This window comes from Lysobacter changpingensis, assembly GCF_017308985.1.
GTDB lineage: Bacteria > Pseudomonadota > Gammaproteobacteria > Xanthomonadales > Xanthomonadaceae > Lysobacter_J > Lysobacter_J changpingensis.
On record NZ_JADWPE010000003.1, the window covers coordinates 812,525 to 834,480 of the forward strand.

Sequence of the window (21,956 nt, forward strand, 5' to 3'; positions counted from 1 at the left end):
GTGCGCTCACCCGCCGCTTACCGGGGGAATGAAGGCGACTTCGCTGCCGTCGCGCGCCTCATCGCTCCAGCGCGCGAACGCGCCGTCCACCGCGACGCGCAGGCGTTCGACCGGCAGCGCGAAGCCGTGGCGTTCGCGCAGTTCGCCATAGAGCGCGCGCAGGTCGCCCTCGCAATCGACGACTTCCGACGACATGCCCGCCGCATCGCGCAGGCTGGCGAAATACAGCACGGTCACCTTCGCCATCACATCGCTCCGAAATCGTGTTTGCCGCCGCGCTTTCCGAGCAGTTTCGCCGGGCCCAGCACGATGCGGTGCGACAGCGCCTTGCACATGTCGTAGACGGTGAGCGCGGCGACGGTGGCGCCGGTCAGCGCTTCCATTTCCACGCCGGTGCGATGCGTCGTCTTCACCGCGCATTCGATGCGCAGTGATGCGTCGCCGTCCCAGTCGATGGCGATGCGACAGCCGTCGATGGGCAGCGGATGGCAGAACGGAATCAGTTCATGCGTGCGCTTCACCGCCATCGTGCCGGCGACGATCGCGGTCTCGACGATGCCGCCCTTCGCGCTCTTCAGGCCGCTCGCGCGCAGCTGCCGCGCGACGTCGGCCGGAAAGCGGACGCGGCATTCGGCCCGCGCCTCGCGTTCGGTGACCGCTTTGGCCGAGACGTCGACCATCGCGGGGCGCCCCCTGGGGTCGATGTGCGTAAGGGTTTTCGCCGACTTCTTCATGCGGGCATTGTGGCGGCCGGAGCGGCGGGATGCACGCCGGTGCCGTCACTGACGACCTCGCATGGCGGGCAGAGGCCATCCAGGGCGACACCTCCCCGCTCCGGATCGCCCTGCCCGACCCTCCGTGGCCGCGCGTTCGCGACCGCGCGGACCGATGGTCCGCAAGCGCGTTCGATCACCCGCCGATGAGGAACATCTCGACATGCCTGCGCGACGCCCCCGCACCGCCCCGCATCTCGCTGTACCGGTCGCCGCGGCGCGTCCATACGTTCGCGACACGGTCGCGCAACGCATCCACGCCCTGCGACAGCGCGGGCCGCAGATCCTGCCCGTCGCCCGCGAACAGGCACGTGTACAGGCGCCCGTCGGCGGACACGCGCGCGCGGTGGCAGTCGCCGCAGAACGGCTCGCTTACCGAGCTGACGAAGCCCACCTCGCCCTGCCCGTCCTCGAACGCGTAACGCGACGCGACTTCGCCCCGGTAATTCGCCTCCAGCGCGCGCAGCGGCCAGCGTGCGGCGATGCGATCGCGCAGTTCGGCCGACGGTACGACGCGCTCGCGCGACCAGTCGTTGCAGGTGCCCACGTCCATGAATTCGATGAAGCGCACGACGTGGCCCGTGCCGCGGAAATGCGAAACCAGCGGCAGCACCTGGTCGTCGTTGATGCCCCGCTCGACGACGCAGTTGATCTTGATCGATTCGAAGCCGGCCGCGCGAGCCGCTTCCAGCCCAGCCAGGACGTCGGCGAGTTCGCCGCGGCCGCCGGTCATGTCGCGGAACCGCGCCGGGTCCATCGCGTCCAGGCTCACCGTGATGCGTCCAAGCCCCGCCTCGCGAAGCGCGCGCGCCTGCGAGGCGAGCAGCGATCCATTCGTCGTCAATGCGATGTCGTCCAGCCCGGGAATGCGCGCCAGCCGTTCGATCAGCTGCGGCAATCCCTTGCGCAGCAGCGGTTCGCCGCCGGTGAGGCGCAACTTGTGCACGCCGAGTTGTGCAAACCCGCGCACCAGTGTCTCGATTTCATCGAACGACAGGCGCGTGGCGGAATCAAAGCCGTAATCGTCCGCCACGCGATCGGCCGGCATGCAGTACGGACAGCGGAAATTGCAGGCTTCGATCACCGACAGCCGCAGGTCGCGCAGGGGCCTGCCGCGTACGTCCAGCGGGTGCGCGGCGGGCTCGATGCGGCTTGGCGCGGCAGCGTTCATGCCGTTTCCGGGCGTACCGCCGAAGGTTCGCGCAGCGTGACCAGCTGGCCCGGATGGGCCACGCGATAACCGCGCGCGGCGAGGATCTCGCCTTCCTCGCGGTTGCCGTAGTGGTACAGCAGGCAGCGGTCGAGCAGCGCGGCGGCGTATTCGCGCTCCAGGTCGTCGATGCCGCTGTGCGACGGATTGCCGTGCAGCGCGCAGTCGTGCGCGATGAGCTCGCCGGCGTCGGCATAGCGCGCGAGCATTTCGGGGATCGGCCGCGTGTCGCCGGTCCATACCATGCTGCCGTGCAGGCGCAGGCCGAACGCGGTTTCGGGCCAGTGGTGCCGCGTGGGGAATACTTCCAGCCGCACGCCGTCGTGCCAGAACGAGCCGCCGACCGGGATCACCTGGAAGGCGTCCCAGAAATTCACCCCGCCTTCGGCCAGCGCGTTCGGGTAATCGCCCACGCGCTGGTGCAGCAGCGGCACCACGGGCGCCGGCACGTACAGACGCACGCGGCCACGGCGAGCATCGTCGAAATAGCTGGACACGAACAGACGCTCGAACCCCGCCACATGGTCCAGGTGCGTATGCGTGACGAACAGCGCGTGCGGCATGTCGCCGTAATACGCCTGGTACGCGGTGAGGCCTTCGCCGCCGCAGTCGATGGTCAGCCACGGCGCGCCGTCGCGCTCGATGGTCGCCATCGCCGAACCGAGCTCGACCGCCGACGCATTGCCGACGCCATGCAGACGCAGTTGCCACGTCATCTCAGTAGCCTCGTTCCCAGGCCCGATCGTACGCCGCGCGCAGGCGGGAGTAATCGCGCTCGACGTCCGCGGTGGCGCGCTTCCCGCGCAGCTTCAGCAGCGAGCGCTTGAGTCGCGCGAGATTGCGCTCGCGCCAGCCGGTGGCGGGGATGCGGACGCGACCGCGGTCGAGGTCGATGATCCAGCCTCGCCCGGTCGTGGTGAACAACAGGTTGTGGGCGTTGAGGTCGGCGTGATCCAGCCCCGCGCGATGGGCGCGGGCGATCAGCCGGCCGGCCTCTTCCCAGGGCGCGCCGTCGCCGGCCACGGCGGCGCGATCGGCGAGCGAGCGCACGTCGTCGAGGCGTTCGAGCAGGATCGCGCAGCGATAGAACAGGCCGTCGCGGCGGTAGCAGGCCGCGATGGGCCGGGGCACGGGCACGCCCTTGTCGGCCATGGCGCGGGTCAGGCGGAACTCGGCGAAGCTACGCGTGCTGGCCGCGCCGCGCCACCAGTAGCGGTCGCGGCTCACCTTCGCCACCAGCCCGCCGCGCAGGTAGCGGCGCAACAGGGCCGGGCCGAACGGGGCGTCGACGAACCATGCGCCGCCCCGGCCGCCGCTTTCCACCGGACGTGCGCGTTGCTGCCAGAACGACGGCATGAACCATTCCGGGCTCGCTTGCCGCACCCGGTTTCGGTCGAACAGAATGGCTCCGTACCCGCTGTCGTCGCGGAACGGCGTCAACTCTTCGGCAGCATCGAACCCCGTCATTCGCGCGAGTCTAGCAATTCACGTGTCCGCTGCCTCCTCCAATGCACCCCCGGCGCCCGCTTCGATCTGCCTGTTGCGCCTGTCCGCCCTGGGCGACGTGACCCACGTCGTGCCCCTCGTGCGCACGCTGCAGGCCGCGTGGCCGCAGGTGTCCCTGACCTGGGTGATCGGCAAGGGCGAGCACCGCCTGCTCGCCGGCCTGCCCGGCGTGGAGTTCGTCGAGTACGACAAGAAGACCGGCCTGGCCGGCATGCGCGCGCTGCGCGGCGAATTGCGCGAACGCCTGGGCGCGGCACGCCGCTTCGACGTGCTGCTGCAGATGCAGGTCGCCGCGCGCGCGAACCTGCTGTCGGCCTTCATCCCGGCGCGCCGGCGCGTGGGCTACGACCGCTCACGTTCGAAGGATCTGCACGGGGTGTTCGTCAACGAGCGCATTCCCGATCGTCCGGGCATCCACGTGCTCGATGCCATCGGCAGCTTCTGCGAGCCGCTGGGCCTGCGTCAGGACAATGTGCGATGGGATCTTCCGGTGCCCGACGACGCCCGCGAATGGGCACGTGCCCAGTGGCCGCAGGCCGCTGTGCCGACTTTGCTCATTTCCCCGTGTTCGAGCCATGAGCTGCGCAACTGGCCGGCCGAGCGGCTCGCGGTGCTTGCCGATCACGCCGCCGGGCGCGGCTGGCGCGTCGTGTTGTGCGGCGGTCGCAGCGAACTCGAACGCGCCACCGGCGATGCGATCCTCGCTTCGATGACGCATCCGGCGCTGGACCTCATCGGCAAGGACACGCTCAAGCAACTGCCCGCGCTGCTCGAACGCGGACAACTGCTGATGACGCCCGACTCCGGCCCGATGCACATCGCCAATGCGATGGGCACCAAGGTGCTGGGGCTGCACGCGGCGAGCAATCCCGCGCGCAGCGGTCCGTACAGCGATCGCCGCTACTGCGTGGACCGCTACGACGATGCCGCGCGCAAATACCTGGGGAAACCCGCATCCGAATTGCGCTGGGGCACGAAGATCGAGCATGCCGGCGTGATGGACCTGATCACCGTCGACGACGCCATCGCCGCGTTCGAGCGTTACTGCGCCGATCACCCGACACCGTCATCGCAGGAGAACGTTTGATGGCCGCCTGGTTCACCGTCGTCGCGCCGCTGCTGCCGGAACTCATCCGCGCCGCGCGCCCCATGTTCACCCGCAGTCGCGAGCCGTCGCAGATCCCGCAGCAGATCCGCGAACTGCAGGACGCGGTCGATCACAACGACCAGGCGATCAAGACGCTCGCCGGCGAGATGGAGCAGACGCTGTCGGCGCTGAAGCAGGCGTCCGCGCAGCTGGAGTCCACGCTGGTCGAGCTGCGACGGCAGCAGGCCGAACACGAGCGACACCTGCACGTGATGCAGTGGGTGGCGGGCGTGGCGGCGACGGCGGCGGTGCTGGGATTCGGGGTGGCGGTTTACGCGTTGACGAGATAAGCGAGACGCAGGTTCGAACCGCGTCCGCGCGACCCACTTCGGCAAGTTTGAGCGGCGCTGCCGCCTCGTGTCCGTCATCCCGGCGAACGCCGGGAGACCGATCGGAAATGCGACGACGCCGTCTTACGGCGTATTGCCCGTCCTGTAATCCTGGTACGACTTCTCCTCGACATACGCCGAGCCCAGCGCCAGGTTGATTTCCTTCTTGATGCGCGCGCGCTCGTCGTTCTCGAAGTACACGCTGCGCGCCAGTCGGACGAATTCCTCGTCGAAGGCCTGCGCCTTCTCCTTGATGCGGATGTCGTCCTCGATCACCCACAGACGCTCGTTGACGGCCTTCAGGTCGGCGCGCAGGCGGGCGATGTCGTTGCCGGCGGCCGGATGCGCCATCCACGTCTTCTCCAGCGCGGACAACTCGTTGCGGACGTTCTCCAGCTTGGCCGGATCGGTCATCCGCTCGGACTTGATCTGCAGGATCGCGATCTTGTCGAGCAGTTCGCCAAAGGAGACCGGGACGAGGATTTCGGACATGACGAGGCCGTTCATTCAGGGGCCTACAGTGTAGCCGGCCTGTCCATGCGACTCGCCGCCTTCGCGACGCACAAAAGAAAACGCCCCCTTGCGGGGGCGTCGTCTTCGTATCTGGCGGAGAGGGAGGGATTCGAACCCTCGGTACGCTATAAACGTACGCCTGATTTCGAGTCAGGTACATTCAACCACTCTGCCACCTCTCCGGGTGCAGTGAGCCGGTCATTCTACGGGGGCGAGGTGCGGCCGGCAAGCGGTCCCACCGCACGAAGAAAATCCGCCGGCGCTTCCGGCTTTGCCTGTTCCCGCCACAACGAGAACCTTAACCTCGCGCCTTGCCACCCGGCCGCCGCGCCCCGATCATTCCGTTACCGCCTGAAAGACCCCCGACGACCGAATCCACGGACGCATGATCGAATTCGGACACCTCACGCACGTCGGCCTGCGCCGCGAGCTGAACGAAGACACCTACTACGGTGACGGCGAGCTCGGCCTATGGCTGGTGGCCGATGGCATGGGGGGGCACGAATACGGCGAGGTCGCCAGTGCGCTGGCCCGCGAAACCATCGTCCGCGAGATCCGCGACGGCACGCCGCTCGCGCAGGCGATCCGCATCGCCGACGAGGAAATCATCCGCACGTCCAAGCGCCGCAACGACGCGCTGCCGATGGGCACGACCGTGGTCGCCGCGCGAATCACCGGCAACCGGTTCGAAGTGGCCTGGGTGGGCGACAGCCGCGTCTATCTGTGGCGCGACGGCCATCTGGCGCAACTGTCGCAGGATCACAGCTACGTGCAGGAGCTGATCGCCAACGGCGCGATCACGCAGGAACAGGCGCGCAGCCATCCCCATCGCAATGTCGTCACCCAGGCGCTGGGCGTGACCGATCCGCGCAACCTCAACGTCGAAACCATGACCGGCGAACTCAAGCCGGGCATGCAGCTGCTGCTGTGCAGCGATGGGCTGACCGAGGAAGTCGACGATCGCGGCATCGCGCGCGTGCTCGGCCAGTCCGACTGCAGCGCGCAGGAATGCGTCGACACGCTGGTCGCCGCCGCGCTGGATGGTGGCGGGTCGGACAACGTCACGGTGATCCTGGTTCGGAATCACTGAGGCCGTTGAGCCCTGCTTCGACCCGCCCTCCCTACGGAAGAGGGTTGGGGTGAGGGTCGGGGCGTGCGATGCGGCCGGCGTTCGCGATGCACTCGCGCGCTGCGGATCGATGGCGATACCAGAGTCAAAACGGGTTCCAGCTTTCGCTGGAATGACGGGGCTTGCTACGCCGTCGCCAGCTCCTGCTCCGCCACCGCTTCGACCACGTTGAACTGATCCCACACCGCCTTGCCGGCCTTCTTGCGCAGCTTCTCCAGCCGCGCCTCGTGGGCGGCAAGTTCCTCCGCGCCGACCTGCACGCGCGGGCGCGCGGCGGCCGGATCGGTGCGGAAATGCACGGTCTGCACCGCGCTCGCCGACGCCTCGACCGCGAAGCCGATTTCCTCCTGACCCGAGGTCAGCGCCAGGTACACGTCGCCCAGGATCTGCGCGTCGAGCAGTGCGCCGTGCAGCTGGCGGTGCGAGTTGTCCACGCCCAGGCGCTTGCACAGCGCGTCGAGCGAATTGCGCTGGCCGGGGAACCGCTGGCGCGCGAGCAGCAGCGTGTCCTCGACGCGACAGCGGTCGGTGATGCGGCCGTACTGCTCGCCCAGCAGGCGCAGTTCGTTGTCGAGGAAGCCCAGGTCGAACGCCGCGTTGTGGATGATCAGCTCGGCGCCGCCGATGAAGGCGAGGAATTCCTCGGCGACCTGCGCGAACTCCGGCTTGTCGGCGAGGAATTCCAGCGTCAGCCCCGTCACTTCCTGCGCGCCCTGCTCGAAATCGCAGTCGGGCTTGAGGTAGACGTGGAAGGTGCGACCGCTGGGACGGCGTTCGATGTATTCGACGCAGCCGATTTCGACCACGCGGTTGCCGCGTTCCCAACTCAGGCCGGTGGTTTCGGTGTCGAGGATGATCTGCCGCATCGGCTGCATTCTCACATGTTCGTCCGTGGAGGTCAGCGTACGGCCGCCGCCGCGCGCAGCAGTTGCGCCTGGGCGCGAGCGAGGACGTCGACGCGTTCGTTGTCGGGATCGCCGGAATGGCCCTTCACCCACTTCCACTCGATGCTATGGCGGAGCGTCGCCTTGTGCAGGCGCTCCCACAGGTCGCGGTTCTTCACCGGGTCGCCGCCGGCGGTCTTCCAGCCGCGGCGCACCCAGTTGTTGATCCACTCGGTGATGCCCTGGCGCACGTACTGCGAGTCGGTGTGCAGCACGACGGTGCACGGCTCGCTCAGCGCTTCCAGCGCCATGATCGCGGCCATCAGCTCCATGCGGTTGTTGGTGGTGTCGGCCTCGCCGCCGGCGAGTTCGCGCTCGTGGCCGCGATAGCGCAGCAGCGCGGCCCAGCCGCCCGGACCGGGATTGCCCAGGCAGGCGCCGTCGGTGTGGGCTTCGATCTGTTTGCGGGAAGGTTCGGAAGACGTCGGATCGGCGCGATTCATACATCCATTATCGCCGGCTGCCGTCGCACGAGGTGGGATCGCGTGCTGCCCGCCTGCCAACGCAACCCGCGCAGCGGCTTGGGCGGGATCAACGCATGCACGCGCTTGTTGACCGTGAGCGCCACGCCGGCGCGCAACCGATCGGACGCACCGACGCCGACTTCGCCATGCGCCACGCGCCAGTGCGGGCCGAGCCATTGCAGGCTCACCGTGTCGGCCGCGAATCCCACGCGCCGCAGCGCCGACTGCCACACGCCCGGATCGCGCGCGCGCAGGCCGGTGCGCGCCCAGCGCAGGCGGTACGGACTCCACGGGTTGAGCACCGCCAGCCACAACGTTCCGCCCGGCGCGAGGACGCGCGCGCATTCGTCGAGCAGCGGGTCGATCGGCACCTCGTCGTCCAGCGCATGCTGGAGCAGCACCGCGCCCAGCGCCTCGCTCGCCACCGGCAGCGGCAGGCGGCAACGCACCGCACCGTGGAACCCGAGGCCGAACCGCCGCAACAAAAGGCCGCGTCCGCCGACTTCCGGCGCGGGCGCGCCGTCCACGCCGAGCCAGGCCCAGGGCGCCGCCGGGCAGCCGGCGAGGACGCGCAGCATCGCCGCTTCCTCCACGGCGAGCAGTCCCTGCCCTGCCTCGCTGCTGAACCAGCCGAGCGCAGATCCGGACATCTCTGATTGACGCGGGGGGTGGGCGGCGGGCATGGTCGGGCCGGTTTCCTGGGCGCCCCCGAGGGCGCCGACACCCCGATTGTGCGACAGCGCTTCGCCATTCGGGTGCATCCCCGGACAGACCATGCAACTCACCCCACTGCCCGCGCTGAGCGACAACTACATCTGGACCCTCGCCGCGGACGACGGCTCGCGAGCGCTGATCGTCGATCCGAGCGAGGCCGGCCCGGTCCTGGCGGCGGCCGACGCCGGCCTGCAGCCGGCCGGCATCCTGCTCACCCATCACCACGGCGACCACATCGGCGGCGTGCCCGACCTGTTGGCGCGCTGGCCGGGGCTGCCGGTGTTCGCGCCGGACGACGAGCGCATTCCTTCCGGCTATCGGCGCGTGGCCGATGGCGAAGTGGTCGAACTGGCCGGCTGGCGCTTCGACGTCCTCGCCGTGCCGGGCCACACCCGCAGCCACGTCGCCTACCACGGGCACGACCTGCTGTTCTGCGGCGACACCCTGTTCAGCCTGGGCTGCGGACGGATGTTCGAAGGCACGCCGGAGCAGATGCACGCCTCCTTGTCCCGATTGGCCGGCCTGCCCCCCGGGACCCGGGTATGTTGCGGACATGAGTACACGCTCGCAAACGCCGCCTTCGCCCGCGTGGTAGAACCCGGCAACCCGGCGCTGCGGCGCCGCTTTGAGGAGGCCCAGGCCATGCGCGCGACCGGACGCCCGACCTTGCCCAGTACCCTGGCCGAGGAAACCGCCGCCAATCCGTTCCTGCGGGTCGCCAGCCCGGAGGTGCGCGCCTCGCTGGCGCGCGAGACCGGCCGCGACCCGGCCGACGACGTGGACGCATTCGCCGCATTGCGGCGCTGGAAGGACGGATTCGTCGCGTGACGGCCGCCCATCGATGGCGCCGCCGGCTGGGCCTGTGCTGCCTGGCCCTGATGACCGCCCTGCCCGCTTCCGGGCAGGAAACCTCCGCTGGCCCGAAGGCGCCCGAACCGCAGGACGCCCCGGCCGATCCGACGGTCCGCAACGGCCTGGAGATCTACCGCAGCTTCCGCGATGGCCTGGCCGAACCCGAATGCGACGCCGATGCGACCTCGCCGCGCTGGCGCCAGCACTTCGCCCACGTGCCGCGGAGGCTCGCCTCCCGCGACGATGACGTGCTCCCGCTGTTCGGCTACGTGGTCGATGCGCTGCGCGAGAGCCACATCCCGACCGAGTTCGCGCTGATCCCGTTCGTGGAAAGCGGCTATCGCCCGGACGCGCGCAGCCCCGCCGGTCCGGCCGGCCTGTGGCAGATGATCGCGATCACCGCGCGCAACCACGGCGTGCCCATCCGCAAGGGCTACGACGGGCGCTTGTCGCCCGTCGATTCCACGCAAGCCGCCGTTCGCTACCTGAAAACGCTGCACGGCATGTTCGCCGGCGACTGGCGACTGGCGGTGATGGCCTACAACGCGGGCGAATACCGCGTGCTGGGCGCGCTCAAGCGCAGCGGGCAGACCGCCCGCAACGCCCGGCCGGAGAAACTCGTCGGCCTGTCCGACATCACCACCGCCTACGTGCGCAAGCTGCATGCGCTGTCGTGCCTGATCGAGCAGGCCGACGATCGCGAGGAATGGATGCGCGCGATCGACCGCCCCGTGCCGCGCCTGCAGGCGGTGACGTTGCCGAAGGACGTGCAGCGTCTGGATCAGTGGGCGGCGCGCACCGGCGTGAGCGCCGAGCAGATCCGCCGCTGGAATCCGGTGTACGCGGACGGCCGCATCGGCGCGGCTGCCGGACGTCCGGCGCGCCTGCTCGCGGTGGCCGACGTGGGCGACGCGCGCGTGGCCGAGGTCGATTCGCCCGCTTCGCAGTCATCCGCGATGGAGCGCGACGACGCCGAGTCCGTCGCTGCAGCCGAATCCACGCAGACCGAATCCGCGCCCGCAGCCAAGCCATCGCCGCGCCGCCACACCGTGGCCAAGGGCGAGAGCGCGTGGACGATCGCGCGTCGTTACCGCATCACCGTCGCCGACCTGATGCAGCGCAACGGCCTGGGGCTCAAGTCGGTACTGCGCCCGGGCCAGTCGCTGATCGTCGACGCGCTGGACGGCACGTCCGCCGCGCTTCCAGCCGCGGCCGGCTCGCCCTGACATACGCCGCCGCATCGCGGCAACGCGGCGCCGGCTGCGGCTAAACTGCGTCTTTGCGCGACCGCACACCGGTCGTCCCCACCGTATCGGCATCACAGAAGGAATCGGCTCATGGGTTTTCTGCAAGGCAAGCGTGCACTGATCACCGGCATCGCCAGCGAGCGCTCGATCGCCAGCGGCATCGCCGAGGCCATGCACCGCGAGGGCGCGGAACTGGCGTTCACCTACCAGAACGAGAAGCTGAAATCGCGCGTGCAGTCGGCGGCGGCCGAGTACGGCAGCGACATCGTGATCCCGCTGGACGTGAGCGACGACGCGCAGATCGCCGCCTGCTTCGAACAGCTCGGCCAGCGCTGGAACGACGGTTTCGACATCCTCGTGCACGCCATCGCCTTCGCGCCGCGGGAAGCGATCGCCGGTGAATTCCTCGACGGCATGACGCGCGAGAACTTCGCCATCGCGCACGACGTGTCGGCGTATTCGCTGTCGGCGCTCGCCAAGGCCGCGCGCCCGATGATGAAGGGCCGCAACGGTTCGATCGTCACGCTGAGCTACCTCGGCGCCGAGCGCGCGCTCGCCAACTACAACCTCATGGGCGTGGCGAAGGCGAGCCTGGAAGCGTCGGTGCGCTACCTCGCGCTGAACCTCGGCCCGGAAGGCACGCGCGTCAACGCGATCTCCGCCGGCCCGATCAAGACGTTGGCTGCGGCCGGCATCGCGGGCTTCCGCAAGATCCTCGGCCACGTCGAAGAGAACGCCCCGCTGCGCCGCACGGTCACGATCGAGGACGTGGGCAACGTCGCGGCGTTCCTGTGCTCGGATCTGGCTGCGGGCGTGACGGGTGAAGTGACGTATGTCGATGCGGGCTACAACATTCTCGGCATGACGGGGATTCACGGCGAGTGATGTGTTCGCGCCGTTGAGACTGAGAAAGCCCGGCACGCGCCGGGCTTTTCCTTTTGGCAGGCACGCTGCTGAGCCGTGTCATTGTCGCGTTCAGCCCCTCTCCCGCCGGGAGAGGGTTGTTGAAGGTCCGGGCGTGCGATTACGCTCGCGCATGCGATGCATGCTGTGAACGCCTTCCGCTGGTCGAACGGATTATTGCCGTCCCTGAGCACATCCTGCTGATCGCAGGTCCCAACGGTTGTAGTCCGGGTAAGCGAGGCGCACCCGGGAGCCCGTCGCGTTCCCGGGTGCGCTTCGCTTACCCGGGCTACAGATGCTCGCTCCATCCCCGCCGTGTTCCGCGGCTACCTGCAGCCCCGTTCCGCGCACGAATCGCTTATCCACACGCGCGATCAGCTTCGATTGCTGGCGCGGCTCGCAAGGGCACGAAGCGAATCGCCCGAGCACGTCTACGTCCACCCCGGTGCGTTGTCCGGGCTGTTCGAACGCACGGCCGCTTATGTGGACGATGCATTGGCGACGGTGGTTGTTGATCCGAAAGCGGCCTGAGGCACGGCGAAGGACTCGCACGTTTCGAACGTCAAACACCACCGTTGTTGTAGCCCGGGTAAGCGAAGCGCACCCGGGGACGCGGTCACCTCTCCAACCCGGGTGCGCTTCGCTTACCCGGGCTACAAAGGCGGATGACGTTGTGGTAGACGACGCCTCAACGGCAACGAAAAAGCCCGGCAATCGCCGGGCTTTTTCGTTGGAGGAACAACCAGCGCTTCACACCGTTACTCGTTCCTCACTCCTCTCGCTCGTTCCCGAGCTTCAAAGATTCTGTTCCACCACATTGATCCGCACGCGCTTGCGCAGCGCGTCGACCAGCGCGCGCACGTCGTCGCCGCCGCCGATCTGCGCGACCTGCTGCTGCAGCATCGTGCGCTGTTCGGCCGGCAGGCTGGCGATGTCGCCCGGCGTGACCTTGCTGACCGCGAACAACGCGATGCCGCCGTTCGACAGCGTGGCCTGGCCGGCCGACAGCTTGCCCTCGCCCGGCGCCGGCACGGCGAAGATCGCGTCGGACACCGCAGCTTCCGGTACCGGCGCGCCGCGCGGCACACCCGGCAGGACCTGCGGCGGCGGCAGCTGCTTCGACGCGGCGATCGCTTCCAGCGTCTCGCCCTTGTTCACGCGGGCGACCAGCGCTTCGGCTTCCTTGCGGGCGGCCTTGGCGGCACGATCGGCGCGCACGGCGGCGATGACCTGATCGCGCACCTGCGCCAGCGGCTGGGCGCGTTCCGGCGCATGCGCGGTGACGCGGATCAGCACGGTGTGGCCGGGCTCGAGTTCGATCGGATCGCTGATGGCGCCGCTCTGGATCGCTTCTTCCGAGAACGCCACGCGCTGCACGGCCGGGTTGGCGCCGATGCCCTGCGCGTTGGTGCGCGCGAACGGGCCGAGCTTCTGCAGCGGCAGGTTCATCTCGCGCGCGGCCGGCGCAAGCGAGGACGGATTCTTCAGGGTCAGGTCGACCAGGCGGCTGGTGAAATCGCTCACCGTGCGCTCGCGATCGACTTCGGCCTGCTCTGCGGCGAGCGCATCGCGCACCTGCTCGAAGGTCTGTTGCGCACCCGACTGCACTTCGCGCAGCTGGATCACGTGCCAGCCGAACTCGCTCTTCACCGGGCCGCTGACGTCACCGGCCTTCATCGCGAACAGCGCGTCCTCGAACGGCGCGACCATCATGCCCTTCGCCACCCAGCCCAGGTCGCCGCCGGTGGCCTGCGAACCGGTGTCGTCACTGTTGGCGCGGGCCAGCGCGGCGAAATCGGCGCCCGGTGCCTTGGCCTGTTCGGCCAGACGCTTGGCCTTGTCTTCGGCGGCCTTCTGCGTGGCGGCGTCGGCGTTCTCGGCCACGCGCACCAGGATGTGCGAAGCCAGGCGCTGCTCGGCTTCGACGAAGCGGTTCTTTTCCTGCTCGTAGCGCTGGCGAAGCGTGGCGTCGTCGGCCGGTGCGGCGGCGGGGAGCTTGCTCGCGTCGACTTCGACGTATTCGATCTCGACCGTCTCCGGCGCGCGGAACTGCGCGGCGTGTTCGTCGTACCACTTCTGGATTTCGGCGGCGCTCACCTCGGCGGTGTCCGGCGCTGGCGGCGGGAGCAGCACCAGCGACACGTCGCGGCGTTCGCCCATCAGGCGCAGCAGGCGATCCATCTCGGCGCTGGTGACGAAGTTGCTGCTGCCCACGCCCACCGCGAGCATCGAACGCTGCAGGTCGTCGCGCACGGTCGCTTCGAACTGGCGCTCGCTCTGCGGCGGCGTCAGCGAGGCGAGCGCGAGCTTGTAGCGGTCGTAGTTGAACTTGCCGTCCACCTGGAAGCCGGGCACTTCCATGAGCGCCTTCTGCACCATCGCATCGCTCACCGCGAGGCCGTGGCGCTGCGCGGCGATCTGCTGCACGCGCGCGTCGATCAGCGTTTCCAGCACGGCGCGCTTGTTGTCCACGCTCTCGAAGGCGCGCGCGTCGAAGGCTTCGCCCTGCTGCGCGCGGCGCTGCATGCGTTCCTGTTCGAAACGGGCGCGGAACTCGTCGGAGGTGATCTTCTCGTGCGTCCAGAACACCGACACCGGCCACCACGCCGGCGCGGACGGCCACCAGGTCGGCGGTGCGTCGATGCGCGCGACCGAGTTGTCGGTGCGCTGGCCGAGGTACTGCTCGATGCCGACGAAGGCGAAGGGAATGATCAACAGGCCCAGGATCACGGTGGCGATCCAGCCCGAGGTCTTTTCGCGAAGTTTCTGCAGCATGTCCGGGACGCGTTCAGTCGTAAGCCGGACAGTTTAGCGCGGCCCGGGGGCTTCTCGGGGCGGGGGCGCGGAAATTCGATGGCTACCGGAAGCGGCGGCCCTCCAGCCTCCCTGCCCGAAGGGGAGGAGCAAACGCGGAGGCGGAGAAAAAACAAAAGGCGCCGTTTCCGGCGCCTTTCGACTCAAAACTGGCGGAGTGGACGGGACTCGAACCCGCGACCTCCGGCGTGACAGGCCAGCATTCTAACCGACTGAACTACCACTCCGCTTCTTGAACCTTCGGGCTTTCGCCCCCGGATCCTGACGCGGCGAGCCGCGTTTTCGATCCTCTCACTATTATAAAACAAAGGCGCCGTTTCCGGCGCCCTTGTGAAGACTGGCGGAGTGGACGGGACTCGAACCCGCGACCTCCGGCGTGACAGGCCAGCATTCTAACCGACTGAACTACCACTCCGCATGCTTCAAAACTCGTTACAACCACCGCTGGATGCTTGATGGTGGGTGCTGAGGGTTTCGAACCCCCGACCCTCTCCGTGTAAAGGAGACGCTCTACCGCTGAGCTAAGCACCCGTTTGCACTGCTGCCTGAGGGCCGAAACCCCGGCGGTGCTAACCGATTCGTTCAGACATCGGCGGCGAGTTGATTAGTTTACGGCATCCTTCAGCGCCTTGCCAGCCTTGAACGAAGGATTCTTCGACGCCTTGATCTTGATGGTCTCGCCGGTCTTCGGATTGCGGCCCTGGCGGGCGGCGCGCTTGCGGACCTGGAAGGTGCCGAAGCCGACCAGCGTCACCGTGTCGCCCTTCTTCAGCGCCTTGGTGACCACGTTGATCATGGCGTCGACGGCGTTCGCGGCGTCGGTCTTGGACAGCTCGGCAGCTTCGGCGACGGCGCCGACAAACTCAGCCTTGTTCATTCGGATTGACTCCCTCTGCGGATGAATGCCGCATGTTGTAAGAGCAGCATGTAATCGAAGGCGATTCCCCCGATCGTCTTTCGCCGCACCGCCATTGCATCGCAATGGCGTGCGCGGTCCGCAGCCGTTATACCAGCGGCATTTTGGGGTCGCAAGCGTGAAAGCCAAGCGTGGCGCGGCTTCCAGCGGTTTTACGCATCGTCCGATGAGCGGTGCGGATCAGTGCTTGACGTCGGTCTGCGCGATCGTTTTCGAACCATCGCGCACCGCCACTTCGCCTTCGCTCGGCGCCGATGCGGGCGCCGGCGTCGGTGCGCGTTCGAGCGCGAGGCCGAGCACTTCGTCGATCCACTTCACCGGGATGATCTTCAATCCCTGCGTCACGGTCTTCGGAAGGTCGGCGAGATCCTTGCGGTTCTCCTCCGGGATGATCACGGTGCGGATGCCGCCACGCAGCGCCGCCAGCAGCTTTTCCTTCAGGCCGCCGATCGGCAGGACGCGGCCACGCAGGGTGATCTCGCCCGTCATCGCCACGTCGGCCTTCACCGGGTTGCGCGTGAGCATCGACACCAGCGCGGTCGCCATCGCGATGCCGGCGCTCGGGCCATCCTTCGGCGTGGCGCCTTCGGGCACGTGCACGTGCACGTCGTGCTTCTGCAGGAAGTCGAGGTCGATGCCGAGCTGCTCCGTGCGCGCACGCACGACCGACAGCGCGGCCGATGCCGATTCCTTCATCACGTCGCCCAGCTGGCCGGTGAGCAGCAGCTGGCCCTTGCCCGGCACCAGCGTGGATTCGATCTGCAGCAGGTCGCCGCCGACCTCCGTCCACGCCAGGCCCGTGACGAGGCCGACTTCGTTCTGCTCTTCCGCACGACCGAAATCGTAGCGACGCACCCCCAGGTACTTGTCGAGGTTCTTGGAGGTGACGTTGACGACGTTCTTCTTCGCGCCCTTCTTCGACGGGCCAGCCAGCGCGATTTCCTTCACCACCTTGCGGCAGATCTTGGCGATCTCGCGCTCGAGCGAACGCACGCCCGACTCGCGCGTGTAATAGCGAACGATGTCGCGCACGGCGCTCTCGGCGACCTTCAGCTCTTCCGGCTTCAGGCCGTTGCCCTTGATCTGCTTGGGCAGCAGGTAACGCATCGCGATGTTGAGCTTCTCCTCCTCGGTGTAACCCGGGATGCGGATCACTTCCATGCGGTCCAGCAGCGGGCCGGGGATGTTGAGCGAGTTGGAGGTCGCGACGAACATCACTTCGGACAGGTCGAGGTCGACCTCCAGGTAATGGTCGTTGAAGGCGTTGTTCTGCTCGGGGTCGAGCACTTCCAGCAGCGCCGAGGACGGATCGCCGCGGAAGTCCATCGACATCTTGTCGATCTCGTCGAGCACGAACAGCGGGTTCTTGCTGCCGACCTTGTTGAGGTTCTGCACGATGCGACCCGGCATCGAACCGACGTAGGTGCGGCGATGGCCACGGATCTCGGCCTCGTCGCGCACGCCGCCCAGCGACATGCGAACGAACTTGCGATTCGTCGCCTTGGCGATCGACTGGCCCAGCGAGGTCTTGCCCACGCCCGGCGGTCCGACCAGGCACAGGATCGGGCCCTTCATCTGCTTCACGCGCGACTGAACGGCGAGGTATTCGAGGATGCGGTCCTTGACCTTCTCCAGGCCGAAGTGGTCGGCATCGAGCACGTCCTGCGCGGCCTTGAGGTCCTTGCGCACCTTGGTGCGCTTCTTCCACGGCACGCCCAGCAGCCAGTCGAGATAATTTCGCACGACCGCCGCTTCGGCCGACATCGGCGACATCTGCTTGAGCTTGTTGAGCTCGGCCTTGGCCTTGGCTTCGACCGGCTTGGGCATGCCGGCCTCGGCGATCTTGCGGGTCAGCTCGTCGATGTCGTTGGGCGCATCGTCGATCTCGCCGAGCTCCTTCTGGATCGCCTTCATCTGCTCGTTGAGGTAGTACTCGCGCTGGCTCTTCTCCATCTGCGACTTCACGCGTCCGCGGATGCGCTTTTCCAGCTGCTGCACGTCGATTTCGCCGTCGACCAGGCCGACGAGCAGTTCCAGGCGCGAACCGACGCCGTGCGTCTCCAGCAGCTTCTGCTTGTCGCCGATGCGCACGCCCAGGTGCGCGGCGATGGTGTCGGCGAGGCGACCGGGCTCGTCGATGCCGGACAGCGTCTGCATCAGTTCCGGCGGAAGCTTCCGGTTGGTCTTCACGTACTGCTCGAACAGGCCCATCAGCGAGCGCGCGATTGCCTCGATCTCGCGCTCCTCGCGATCGCTCTCGGGCTCGACGACTTCTGCCTGGCCGCTCAGTGCGCCGCCGCGCTCGGTCACGTCATGGACGTTCACGCGCGACACGCCCTCGACCAGCACCTTGATGGTGCCGTCGGGGAGCTTCAGCAGTTGCAGGACCTGGGCGAGCGTACCGACCTGGTAGAGGTCCTCGGCGCCCGGATCGTCGGTCTCGGCGGACTTCTGGGCGACCAGCAGGATGCGCTTGTCGCTCTCCATGGCGAGGTCGAGCGCGTGGATCGACTTGTCCCGGCCGACGAACAGCGGGATCACCATGTGCGGGAACACGACGACGTCGCGCAGCGGCAGGACCGGGAGGGTGAGCGTCTCGTGCTCGGTTGATACGGCCATGGAGGGACTCCGGAATACGGGTGCGGGCGAGAGCCGCCCGGGGACTTCGTGGGCGCGCTTCGCCCATGGCGACGGTTATGGGGTCCGGCGCGAACGGATGCAAGCGGCCCGCAGGCTATGCTGCGGGCCGGAGGCATTTATCCGTTGTGAATCAGCCGTTTAGAGACGCCTCCGACATGCCGGAGGCGCGACGGCGGTCACGTCGCCGTCAGTCGGCGGAGGCCACCTTGGGGGCGGCCGGTGGGGTCTGGTAGATCAGGTACGGCTCGGTCTTGTGATCGATCACCGACTCGTCCACGACCACCTTGGAGACGTTCTCCAGCGACGGCAGCTCGTACATCGTGTCCAGCAGGACCGACTCGACGATGGTGCGCAGGCCGCGCGCACCGGTCTTGCGCTTGAGCGCCTTGCGGGCGATCGCCGAGAGTGCGTCCGGGCGGAACTCCAGCTCGACGCTCTCCATCTCGAACAGCTTCTTGAACTGCTTGGTGATGGCGTTCTTCGGCTCGGTGAGGATCTTCACCAGCGCTGGCTCGTCCAGCTCCTCGAGCGTGGCAACCACCGGCAGGCGGCCGACGAACTCGGGGATCAGGCCGAACTTGATCAGGTCTTCCGGCTCGACGTCGGCCAGGAGCTTGCCGATGTCGTTCTTGCGCTCGCTGCTCTTCACCTTGGCGCCGAAGCCGATGCCGCCGGCCTCGGTGCTGCGCTGCTGGATGATCTTGTCGAGCCCGGCGAACGCACCGCCGACGACGAACAGGATGTTGCGCGTGTCGACCTGCAGGAATTCCTGCTGCGGGTGCTTGCGACCGCCCTGCGGCGGGACGCTGGCGACGGTGCCTTCGATGAGCTTCAGCAGCGCCTGCTGCACGCCCTCGCCCGACACGTCGCGGGTGATCGACGGGTTGTCGCTCTTGCGCGAGATCTTGTCGATTTCGTCGATGTAGACGATGCCCTGCTGCGCCTTCTCGACGTCGTAGTCGCACTTCTGCAGCAGCTTCTGGATGATGTTTTCCACGTCCTCGCCGACGTAGCCGGCTTCGGTCAGCGTGGTCGCATCGGCGATGGTGAACGGCACGTTGAGCAGGCGCGCCAGCGTTTCGGCCAGCAGCGTCTTGCCCGAGCCGGTCGGTCCGACCAGCAGGATGTTCGACTTCGCCAGTTCGACGTCGTCGTTCTTCTGGCGGCTCTCGATGCGCTTGTAATGGTTGTACACGGCCACCGCGAGCGTGCGCTTGGCGCGCTGCTGGCCGATCACGTACTGGTCCAGTACCTCGAGGATCTCGCGCGGCTTGGGCAGGTGGCTGCGGGCCGACTGGGCCTTTTCCTCGAGCTCCTCGCGGATGATGTCGTTGCACAGCTCGACGCATTCGTCGCAGATGAACACGCTCGGGCCCGCGATGAGCTTGCGGACCTCGTGCTGGCTTTTCCCGCAGAACGAGCAGTAAAGGATCTTGTTGCTGTCGCCGGTGCTGCGGCCCTGTCGGTCGTCGCTCATGCCTGTGCCCAAATGGTGCTGGTGTCTCGAACGCGCCGGCCGAAAGCTCGCCGTGGCATGACGCGTTCAGGTGCTGCGGCCCGAGGATAACACAGCGCTCCGGCCCGCCTCGCGGGCCGGATCACGGGCCGGAAAAAAGGTTGGATCAATGCCGTGACGGCGGTCAGCCTGCCTGGATCGACTCTTCCGGGCGGCGCTCCAGGACCTGGTCGACCAGGCCGTACTCGCGGGCCGCCTCGGCGCTCTTGAAGTTGTCGCGCTCGGTGTCGCGGGCGATGGTCTCCAGCGCCTGGCCCGTGTGCTTGGCCAGGATTTCGTTCAGGCGCTGGCGCAACGTCAGGATCTCGCGGGCGTGGATGTCGATGTCCGTCGCCTGCCCCTGGAACCCGCCCAGCGGCTGGTGGATCATCACGCGCGAGTTCGGCAGCGCGTAACGCTTGCCCTTCGCACCGGCCGCCAGCAGCAGCGCGCCCATCGAGGCCGCCTGGCCGACGCAGATCGTGCTCACGTCCGGCTTGATGTACTGCATGGTGTCGTAGATCGCCAGGCCCGCCGTGACCACGCCACCGGGCGAGTTGATGTACAGGCTGATGTCCTTCTCGGGGTTCTCGGCCTCGAGGAAGAGCATCTGGGCGACGATCACGTTCGCCACGTGGTCGTCCACGCCGCCGACCAGGAAGATCACGCGCTCCTTGAGCAGGCGCGAATAGATGTCGTAGGCGCGCTCGCCCCGGCTGGTCTGTTCGACCACCATCGGCACGAGATTCAGGGCTTTGGTCAGGTTGTCCATGTTCGACGGCACCTTGGATCGGATATGGGGCGCTTGCGGAAGCGCGGTCCGGTCAACTTGGGGCCAACCGGACCAGAGCGCAAGGGGCGCGTCCTTTCTACGGAACCGGCCGCGGCACGACGCCGCGACCGTCACGCATGCTTACTGGCGGATCGCCTCGTTGAACGAGAGCGCCTGCTCGGTGTGCTGCGCGCGTTCGGCGATCCAGTCGATCACCTGCTCTTCCATCACGCGGGCCTGCAGGCCGTTCATGAGCTGCGCGTCGTTGCGGTACAGCTCGACGACCTGCTGCGGCTCCTCGTAGGTCGAGGCGATCAGGTTCAACGTCTCGGTCACGCGCTTGGGCTCCAGGCGCAGCTCGTTGCGACGGGCGATCTCGCCCACCAGCAGGCCGACCAGCACGCGCTTGCGCGCAGCGTCCATGAAGCCCACGTGCGCGTCGGCCGGGATCTCGCCGATGGCGCGACCCTGGCGGCGCGCGGCCTCGATGGTCTGGCGGGCCATGTCGCGGGCCTCCGCCTCGACCAGCTTCGGCGGCATCTCGACGTGCGAGTACGACGCGATCAGCTGCTCGCCGACTTCGCGACGCAGGCGGGTCATCAGCGCACCCTTGAGCTCGCGCTCCAGGTTGCTGCGGATGTCCATGCGGAACTGCTCGGCATCGCCGCTGCGCACGCCGAAGCTCTTGATGAAGGGGGCATCGACGTCCGGCAGCACCGGCTCGGACACCTTGGTCGCCTTCAGGTGGACCTTGACGGTCTTGCCGGCGAAGGCCGGCACGCGCCAGTCGGCCGGGAAGTCGACGTCGACATCCTTCTCGTCGCCGGCCTTCATGCCGACAAGTGCCGATTCGATAGCCGGGAACATGGCGGCCGAACCGATGATGGTCGCGCCGCGCTCGACGCCCTCGGCGGGCAGGCGCTCATCGCCCACCTGCGAGTACGTTTCGATCTCGACCGCGTCGCCGGCGGCGGCTTCGCGCTCCACCGGGTTCCAGGTGCGGCGCTGCAGGCGCAGGTTCTCGATCATCGCGTCGATGTCGGCGTCGGTCACTTCAGCGGTGTGGCGCACGACGTTGAGCTTGGCCACGTCGATGTCGCCGAAATCCGGCACGACTTCGAACGTCGCCACGTACGAGAGCTGGTCCTCGGCACCGGCCGGCACGATCTGCGGGCTGCCGGCGATCTGCAGCGACTGCTCGCGCACCGCGTTGCTGAAGCCCTCGCGCAGGAGGTCGTTGAGGACGTCGGCGCGGACCTGCGCGCCGAAGCGCTGCTCGATCACCTTGGCGGGCACCTTGCCGGGGCGGAAACCCTTGATCTTGGCGCCGCGCGAGATCTCGCGCAGGCGACCGCCGACCTGGGCTTCCAGCCGGTCCGCCGGAAGGCTGAAAGTCATGCGGCGTTCGAGGCTGCCGAGCGATTCGACCGAAACTTGCATATCCACTCCTGCTACCGCGGCGATCTGCCGCGGCACGATGTTGATGGTCCTGATCCTGCCCGCGGCCCGGGCGGAATGCTTCGCGGCCGGCGGAACGCGGTAGTTTGGCCGATTGCGGGCCGTCGTGCCAGCGCTGGACGGGGCTGCG

The 21,956-nt window shown here is 67.8% G+C and carries 22 protein-coding genes and 4 tRNA genes; 7 read left to right on the forward strand and 19 right to left on the reverse strand.

The annotated features are described in order from the left end of the window. Positions 1-6: 6 nt before the first annotated feature. The 5 genes from I4U41_RS10620 to I4U41_RS10640 form a co-directional block, all read right to left on the reverse strand. Positions 7-249 carry a MoaD/ThiS family protein gene (locus tag I4U41_RS10620; protein ID WP_206861094.1) on the reverse strand — a complete coding sequence of 81 codons (243 nt, stop codon included), beginning with the start codon at positions 247-249 and terminating at the stop codon, positions 7-9. After that, a complete protein-coding gene (gene moaC / locus I4U41_RS10625) occupies positions 246-734 on the reverse strand; it encodes a cyclic pyranopterin monophosphate synthase MoaC (RefSeq protein ID WP_206861095.1) in 489 nt (162 codons plus the stop codon). Before moaC ends, I4U41_RS10620 begins: the two co-directional genes overlap by 4 nt. A gap of 175 nt (positions 735-909) precedes the next feature. Then, the gene (gene moaA, locus I4U41_RS10630) at positions 910-1,944 is read right to left on the reverse strand and encodes a GTP 3',8-cyclase MoaA (RefSeq protein WP_206861096.1); all 1,035 of its coding nucleotides are present in this window, start codon (positions 1,942-1,944) and stop codon (positions 910-912) included. Next, the gene (locus I4U41_RS10635) at positions 1,941-2,699 is read right to left on the reverse strand and encodes an MBL fold metallo-hydrolase (protein ID WP_206861097.1); all 759 of its coding nucleotides are present in this window, start codon (positions 2,697-2,699) and stop codon (positions 1,941-1,943) included. Before I4U41_RS10635 ends, moaA begins: the two co-directional genes overlap by 4 nt. A 1-nt stretch (position 2,700) precedes the next feature. Next, positions 2,701-3,450 (reverse strand): 3-deoxy-D-manno-octulosonic acid kinase, encoded by a 750-nt coding sequence (locus I4U41_RS10640; RefSeq protein WP_206861098.1) that lies wholly within the window; start codon positions 3,448-3,450, stop codon positions 2,701-2,703. 22 nt (positions 3,451-3,472) lie between these two features. Here I4U41_RS10640 and I4U41_RS10645 point away from each other — a divergent pair, with 22 nt between their 5' ends. After that, positions 3,473-4,576 (forward strand): glycosyltransferase family 9 protein, encoded by a 1,104-nt coding sequence (locus I4U41_RS10645; RefSeq protein WP_320415177.1) that lies wholly within the window; start codon positions 3,473-3,475, stop codon positions 4,574-4,576. Then, the gene (locus I4U41_RS10650; protein ID WP_206861100.1) at positions 4,576-4,926 is read left to right on the forward strand and encodes a hypothetical protein; all 351 of its coding nucleotides are present in this window, start codon (positions 4,576-4,578) and stop codon (positions 4,924-4,926) included. The genes I4U41_RS10645 and I4U41_RS10650 overlap by 1 nt, the downstream gene beginning before the upstream one ends. Before the next feature lie 123 nt (positions 4,927-5,049). Here the strand turns inward: I4U41_RS10650 and I4U41_RS10655 are convergent, their stop codons facing one another. Together I4U41_RS10655 and I4U41_RS10660 are read right to left on the reverse strand one after the other, a co-directional pair. Beyond that, positions 5,050-5,457: a DUF6165 family protein gene (locus tag I4U41_RS10655; protein ID WP_206861101.1), complete on the reverse strand. Its 408-nt coding sequence runs from the start codon at positions 5,455-5,457 to the stop codon at positions 5,050-5,052. A 112-nt stretch (positions 5,458-5,569) separates the two neighbouring features. Beyond that, positions 5,570-5,660, reverse strand: a tRNA-Ser gene (locus tag I4U41_RS10660). Positions 5,661-5,863: 203 nt separating this feature from the next. Here I4U41_RS10660 and I4U41_RS10665 point away from each other — a divergent pair. After that, positions 5,864-6,568: a PP2C family protein-serine/threonine phosphatase gene (locus tag I4U41_RS10665; protein ID WP_206861102.1), complete on the forward strand. Its 705-nt coding sequence runs from the start codon at positions 5,864-5,866 to the stop codon at positions 6,566-6,568. Positions 6,569-6,732: 164 nt separating this feature from the next. Here I4U41_RS10665 and dnaQ read toward each other — a convergent pair whose 3' ends face one another. The 3 genes from dnaQ to I4U41_RS10680 are packed head-to-tail and all read right to left on the reverse strand — an operon-like array spanning position 6,733 to position 8,665. Beyond that, the gene (dnaQ, locus tag I4U41_RS10670) at positions 6,733-7,473 is read right to left on the reverse strand and encodes a DNA polymerase III subunit epsilon (RefSeq protein ID WP_206861103.1); all 741 of its coding nucleotides are present in this window, start codon (positions 7,471-7,473) and stop codon (positions 6,733-6,735) included. A gap of 32 nt (positions 7,474-7,505) precedes the next feature. Further along, a complete protein-coding gene (rnhA, locus tag I4U41_RS10675) occupies positions 7,506-7,994 on the reverse strand; it encodes a ribonuclease HI (protein WP_206861104.1) in 489 nt (162 codons plus the stop codon). Continuing rightward, entirely contained in the window at positions 7,991-8,665 is a 675-nt protein-coding gene (locus I4U41_RS10680) for a class I SAM-dependent methyltransferase (protein WP_206861105.1), read from the reverse strand. Before I4U41_RS10680 ends, rnhA begins: the two co-directional genes overlap by 4 nt. 124 nt (positions 8,666-8,789) lie before the next feature. On the opposite strand from I4U41_RS10680, the gene gloB reads away from it, so the two are divergent. The 4 genes from gloB to I4U41_RS10700 all read left to right on the forward strand — a co-directional run bounded on the left by gloB (position 8,790) and on the right by I4U41_RS10700 (position 12,262). Next, complete coding sequence (gloB, locus tag I4U41_RS10685; RefSeq protein ID WP_206861106.1) at positions 8,790-9,557, forward strand: hydroxyacylglutathione hydrolase; 768 nt, start codon at positions 8,790-8,792, stop codon at positions 9,555-9,557. Positions 9,558-9,607: 50 nt separating this feature from the next. Then, positions 9,608-10,807: a lytic transglycosylase domain-containing protein gene (locus I4U41_RS10690; protein WP_206861624.1), complete on the forward strand. Its 1,200-nt coding sequence runs from the start codon at positions 9,608-9,610 to the stop codon at positions 10,805-10,807. A gap of 111 nt (positions 10,808-10,918) precedes the next feature. Beyond that, positions 10,919-11,713, forward strand: coding sequence for an enoyl-ACP reductase FabI (locus I4U41_RS10695; RefSeq protein WP_206861107.1), 795 nt, complete (start codon positions 10,919-10,921; stop codon positions 11,711-11,713). A 333-nt stretch (positions 11,714-12,046) separates the two neighbouring features. Further along, positions 12,047-12,262: an XAC0095 family protein gene (locus I4U41_RS10700; RefSeq protein ID WP_206861108.1), complete on the forward strand. Its 216-nt coding sequence runs from the start codon at positions 12,047-12,049 to the stop codon at positions 12,260-12,262. A gap of 264 nt (positions 12,263-12,526) precedes the next feature. Here the strand turns inward: I4U41_RS10700 and I4U41_RS10705 are convergent, their stop codons facing one another. The 9 genes from I4U41_RS10705 to tig form a co-directional block, all read right to left on the reverse strand. Further along, positions 12,527-14,506, reverse strand: coding sequence for a peptidyl-prolyl cis-trans isomerase (locus tag I4U41_RS10705; protein WP_206861109.1), 1,980 nt, complete (start codon positions 14,504-14,506; stop codon positions 12,527-12,529). A 189-nt stretch (positions 14,507-14,695) separates the two neighbouring features. Continuing rightward, positions 14,696-14,772, reverse strand: a tRNA-Asp gene (locus tag I4U41_RS10710). Positions 14,773-14,883: 111 nt separating this feature from the next. After that, positions 14,884-14,960 (reverse strand) — tRNA-Asp (locus tag I4U41_RS10715). Positions 14,961-15,001: 41 nt separating this feature from the next. Continuing rightward, a tRNA-Val gene (locus tag I4U41_RS10720) sits at positions 15,002-15,076 on the reverse strand. Positions 15,077-15,149: 73 nt separating this feature from the next. Continuing rightward, positions 15,150-15,422: an HU family DNA-binding protein gene (locus I4U41_RS10725; protein WP_115842926.1), complete on the reverse strand. Its 273-nt coding sequence runs from the start codon at positions 15,420-15,422 to the stop codon at positions 15,150-15,152. A 219-nt stretch (positions 15,423-15,641) separates the two neighbouring features. Beyond that, positions 15,642-18,080: an endopeptidase La gene (lon, locus tag I4U41_RS10730; protein ID WP_206861110.1), complete on the reverse strand. Its 2,439-nt coding sequence runs from the start codon at positions 18,078-18,080 to the stop codon at positions 15,642-15,644. Positions 18,081-18,288: 208 nt separating this feature from the next. Then, a complete protein-coding gene (gene clpX, locus I4U41_RS10735; protein WP_206861111.1) occupies positions 18,289-19,578 on the reverse strand; it encodes an ATP-dependent Clp protease ATP-binding subunit ClpX in 1,290 nt (429 codons plus the stop codon). Positions 19,579-19,741: 163 nt separating this feature from the next. Next, a complete protein-coding gene (gene clpP, locus I4U41_RS10740) occupies positions 19,742-20,368 on the reverse strand; it encodes an ATP-dependent Clp endopeptidase proteolytic subunit ClpP (RefSeq protein ID WP_206861112.1) in 627 nt (208 codons plus the stop codon). Between the two features lie 141 nt (positions 20,369-20,509). Continuing rightward, positions 20,510-21,808, reverse strand: a complete 1,299-nt coding sequence (gene tig, locus I4U41_RS10745; RefSeq protein ID WP_206861113.1) for a trigger factor — start codon at positions 21,806-21,808, stop codon at positions 20,510-20,512. Between the last annotated feature and the right edge of the window lie 148 nt (positions 21,809-21,956).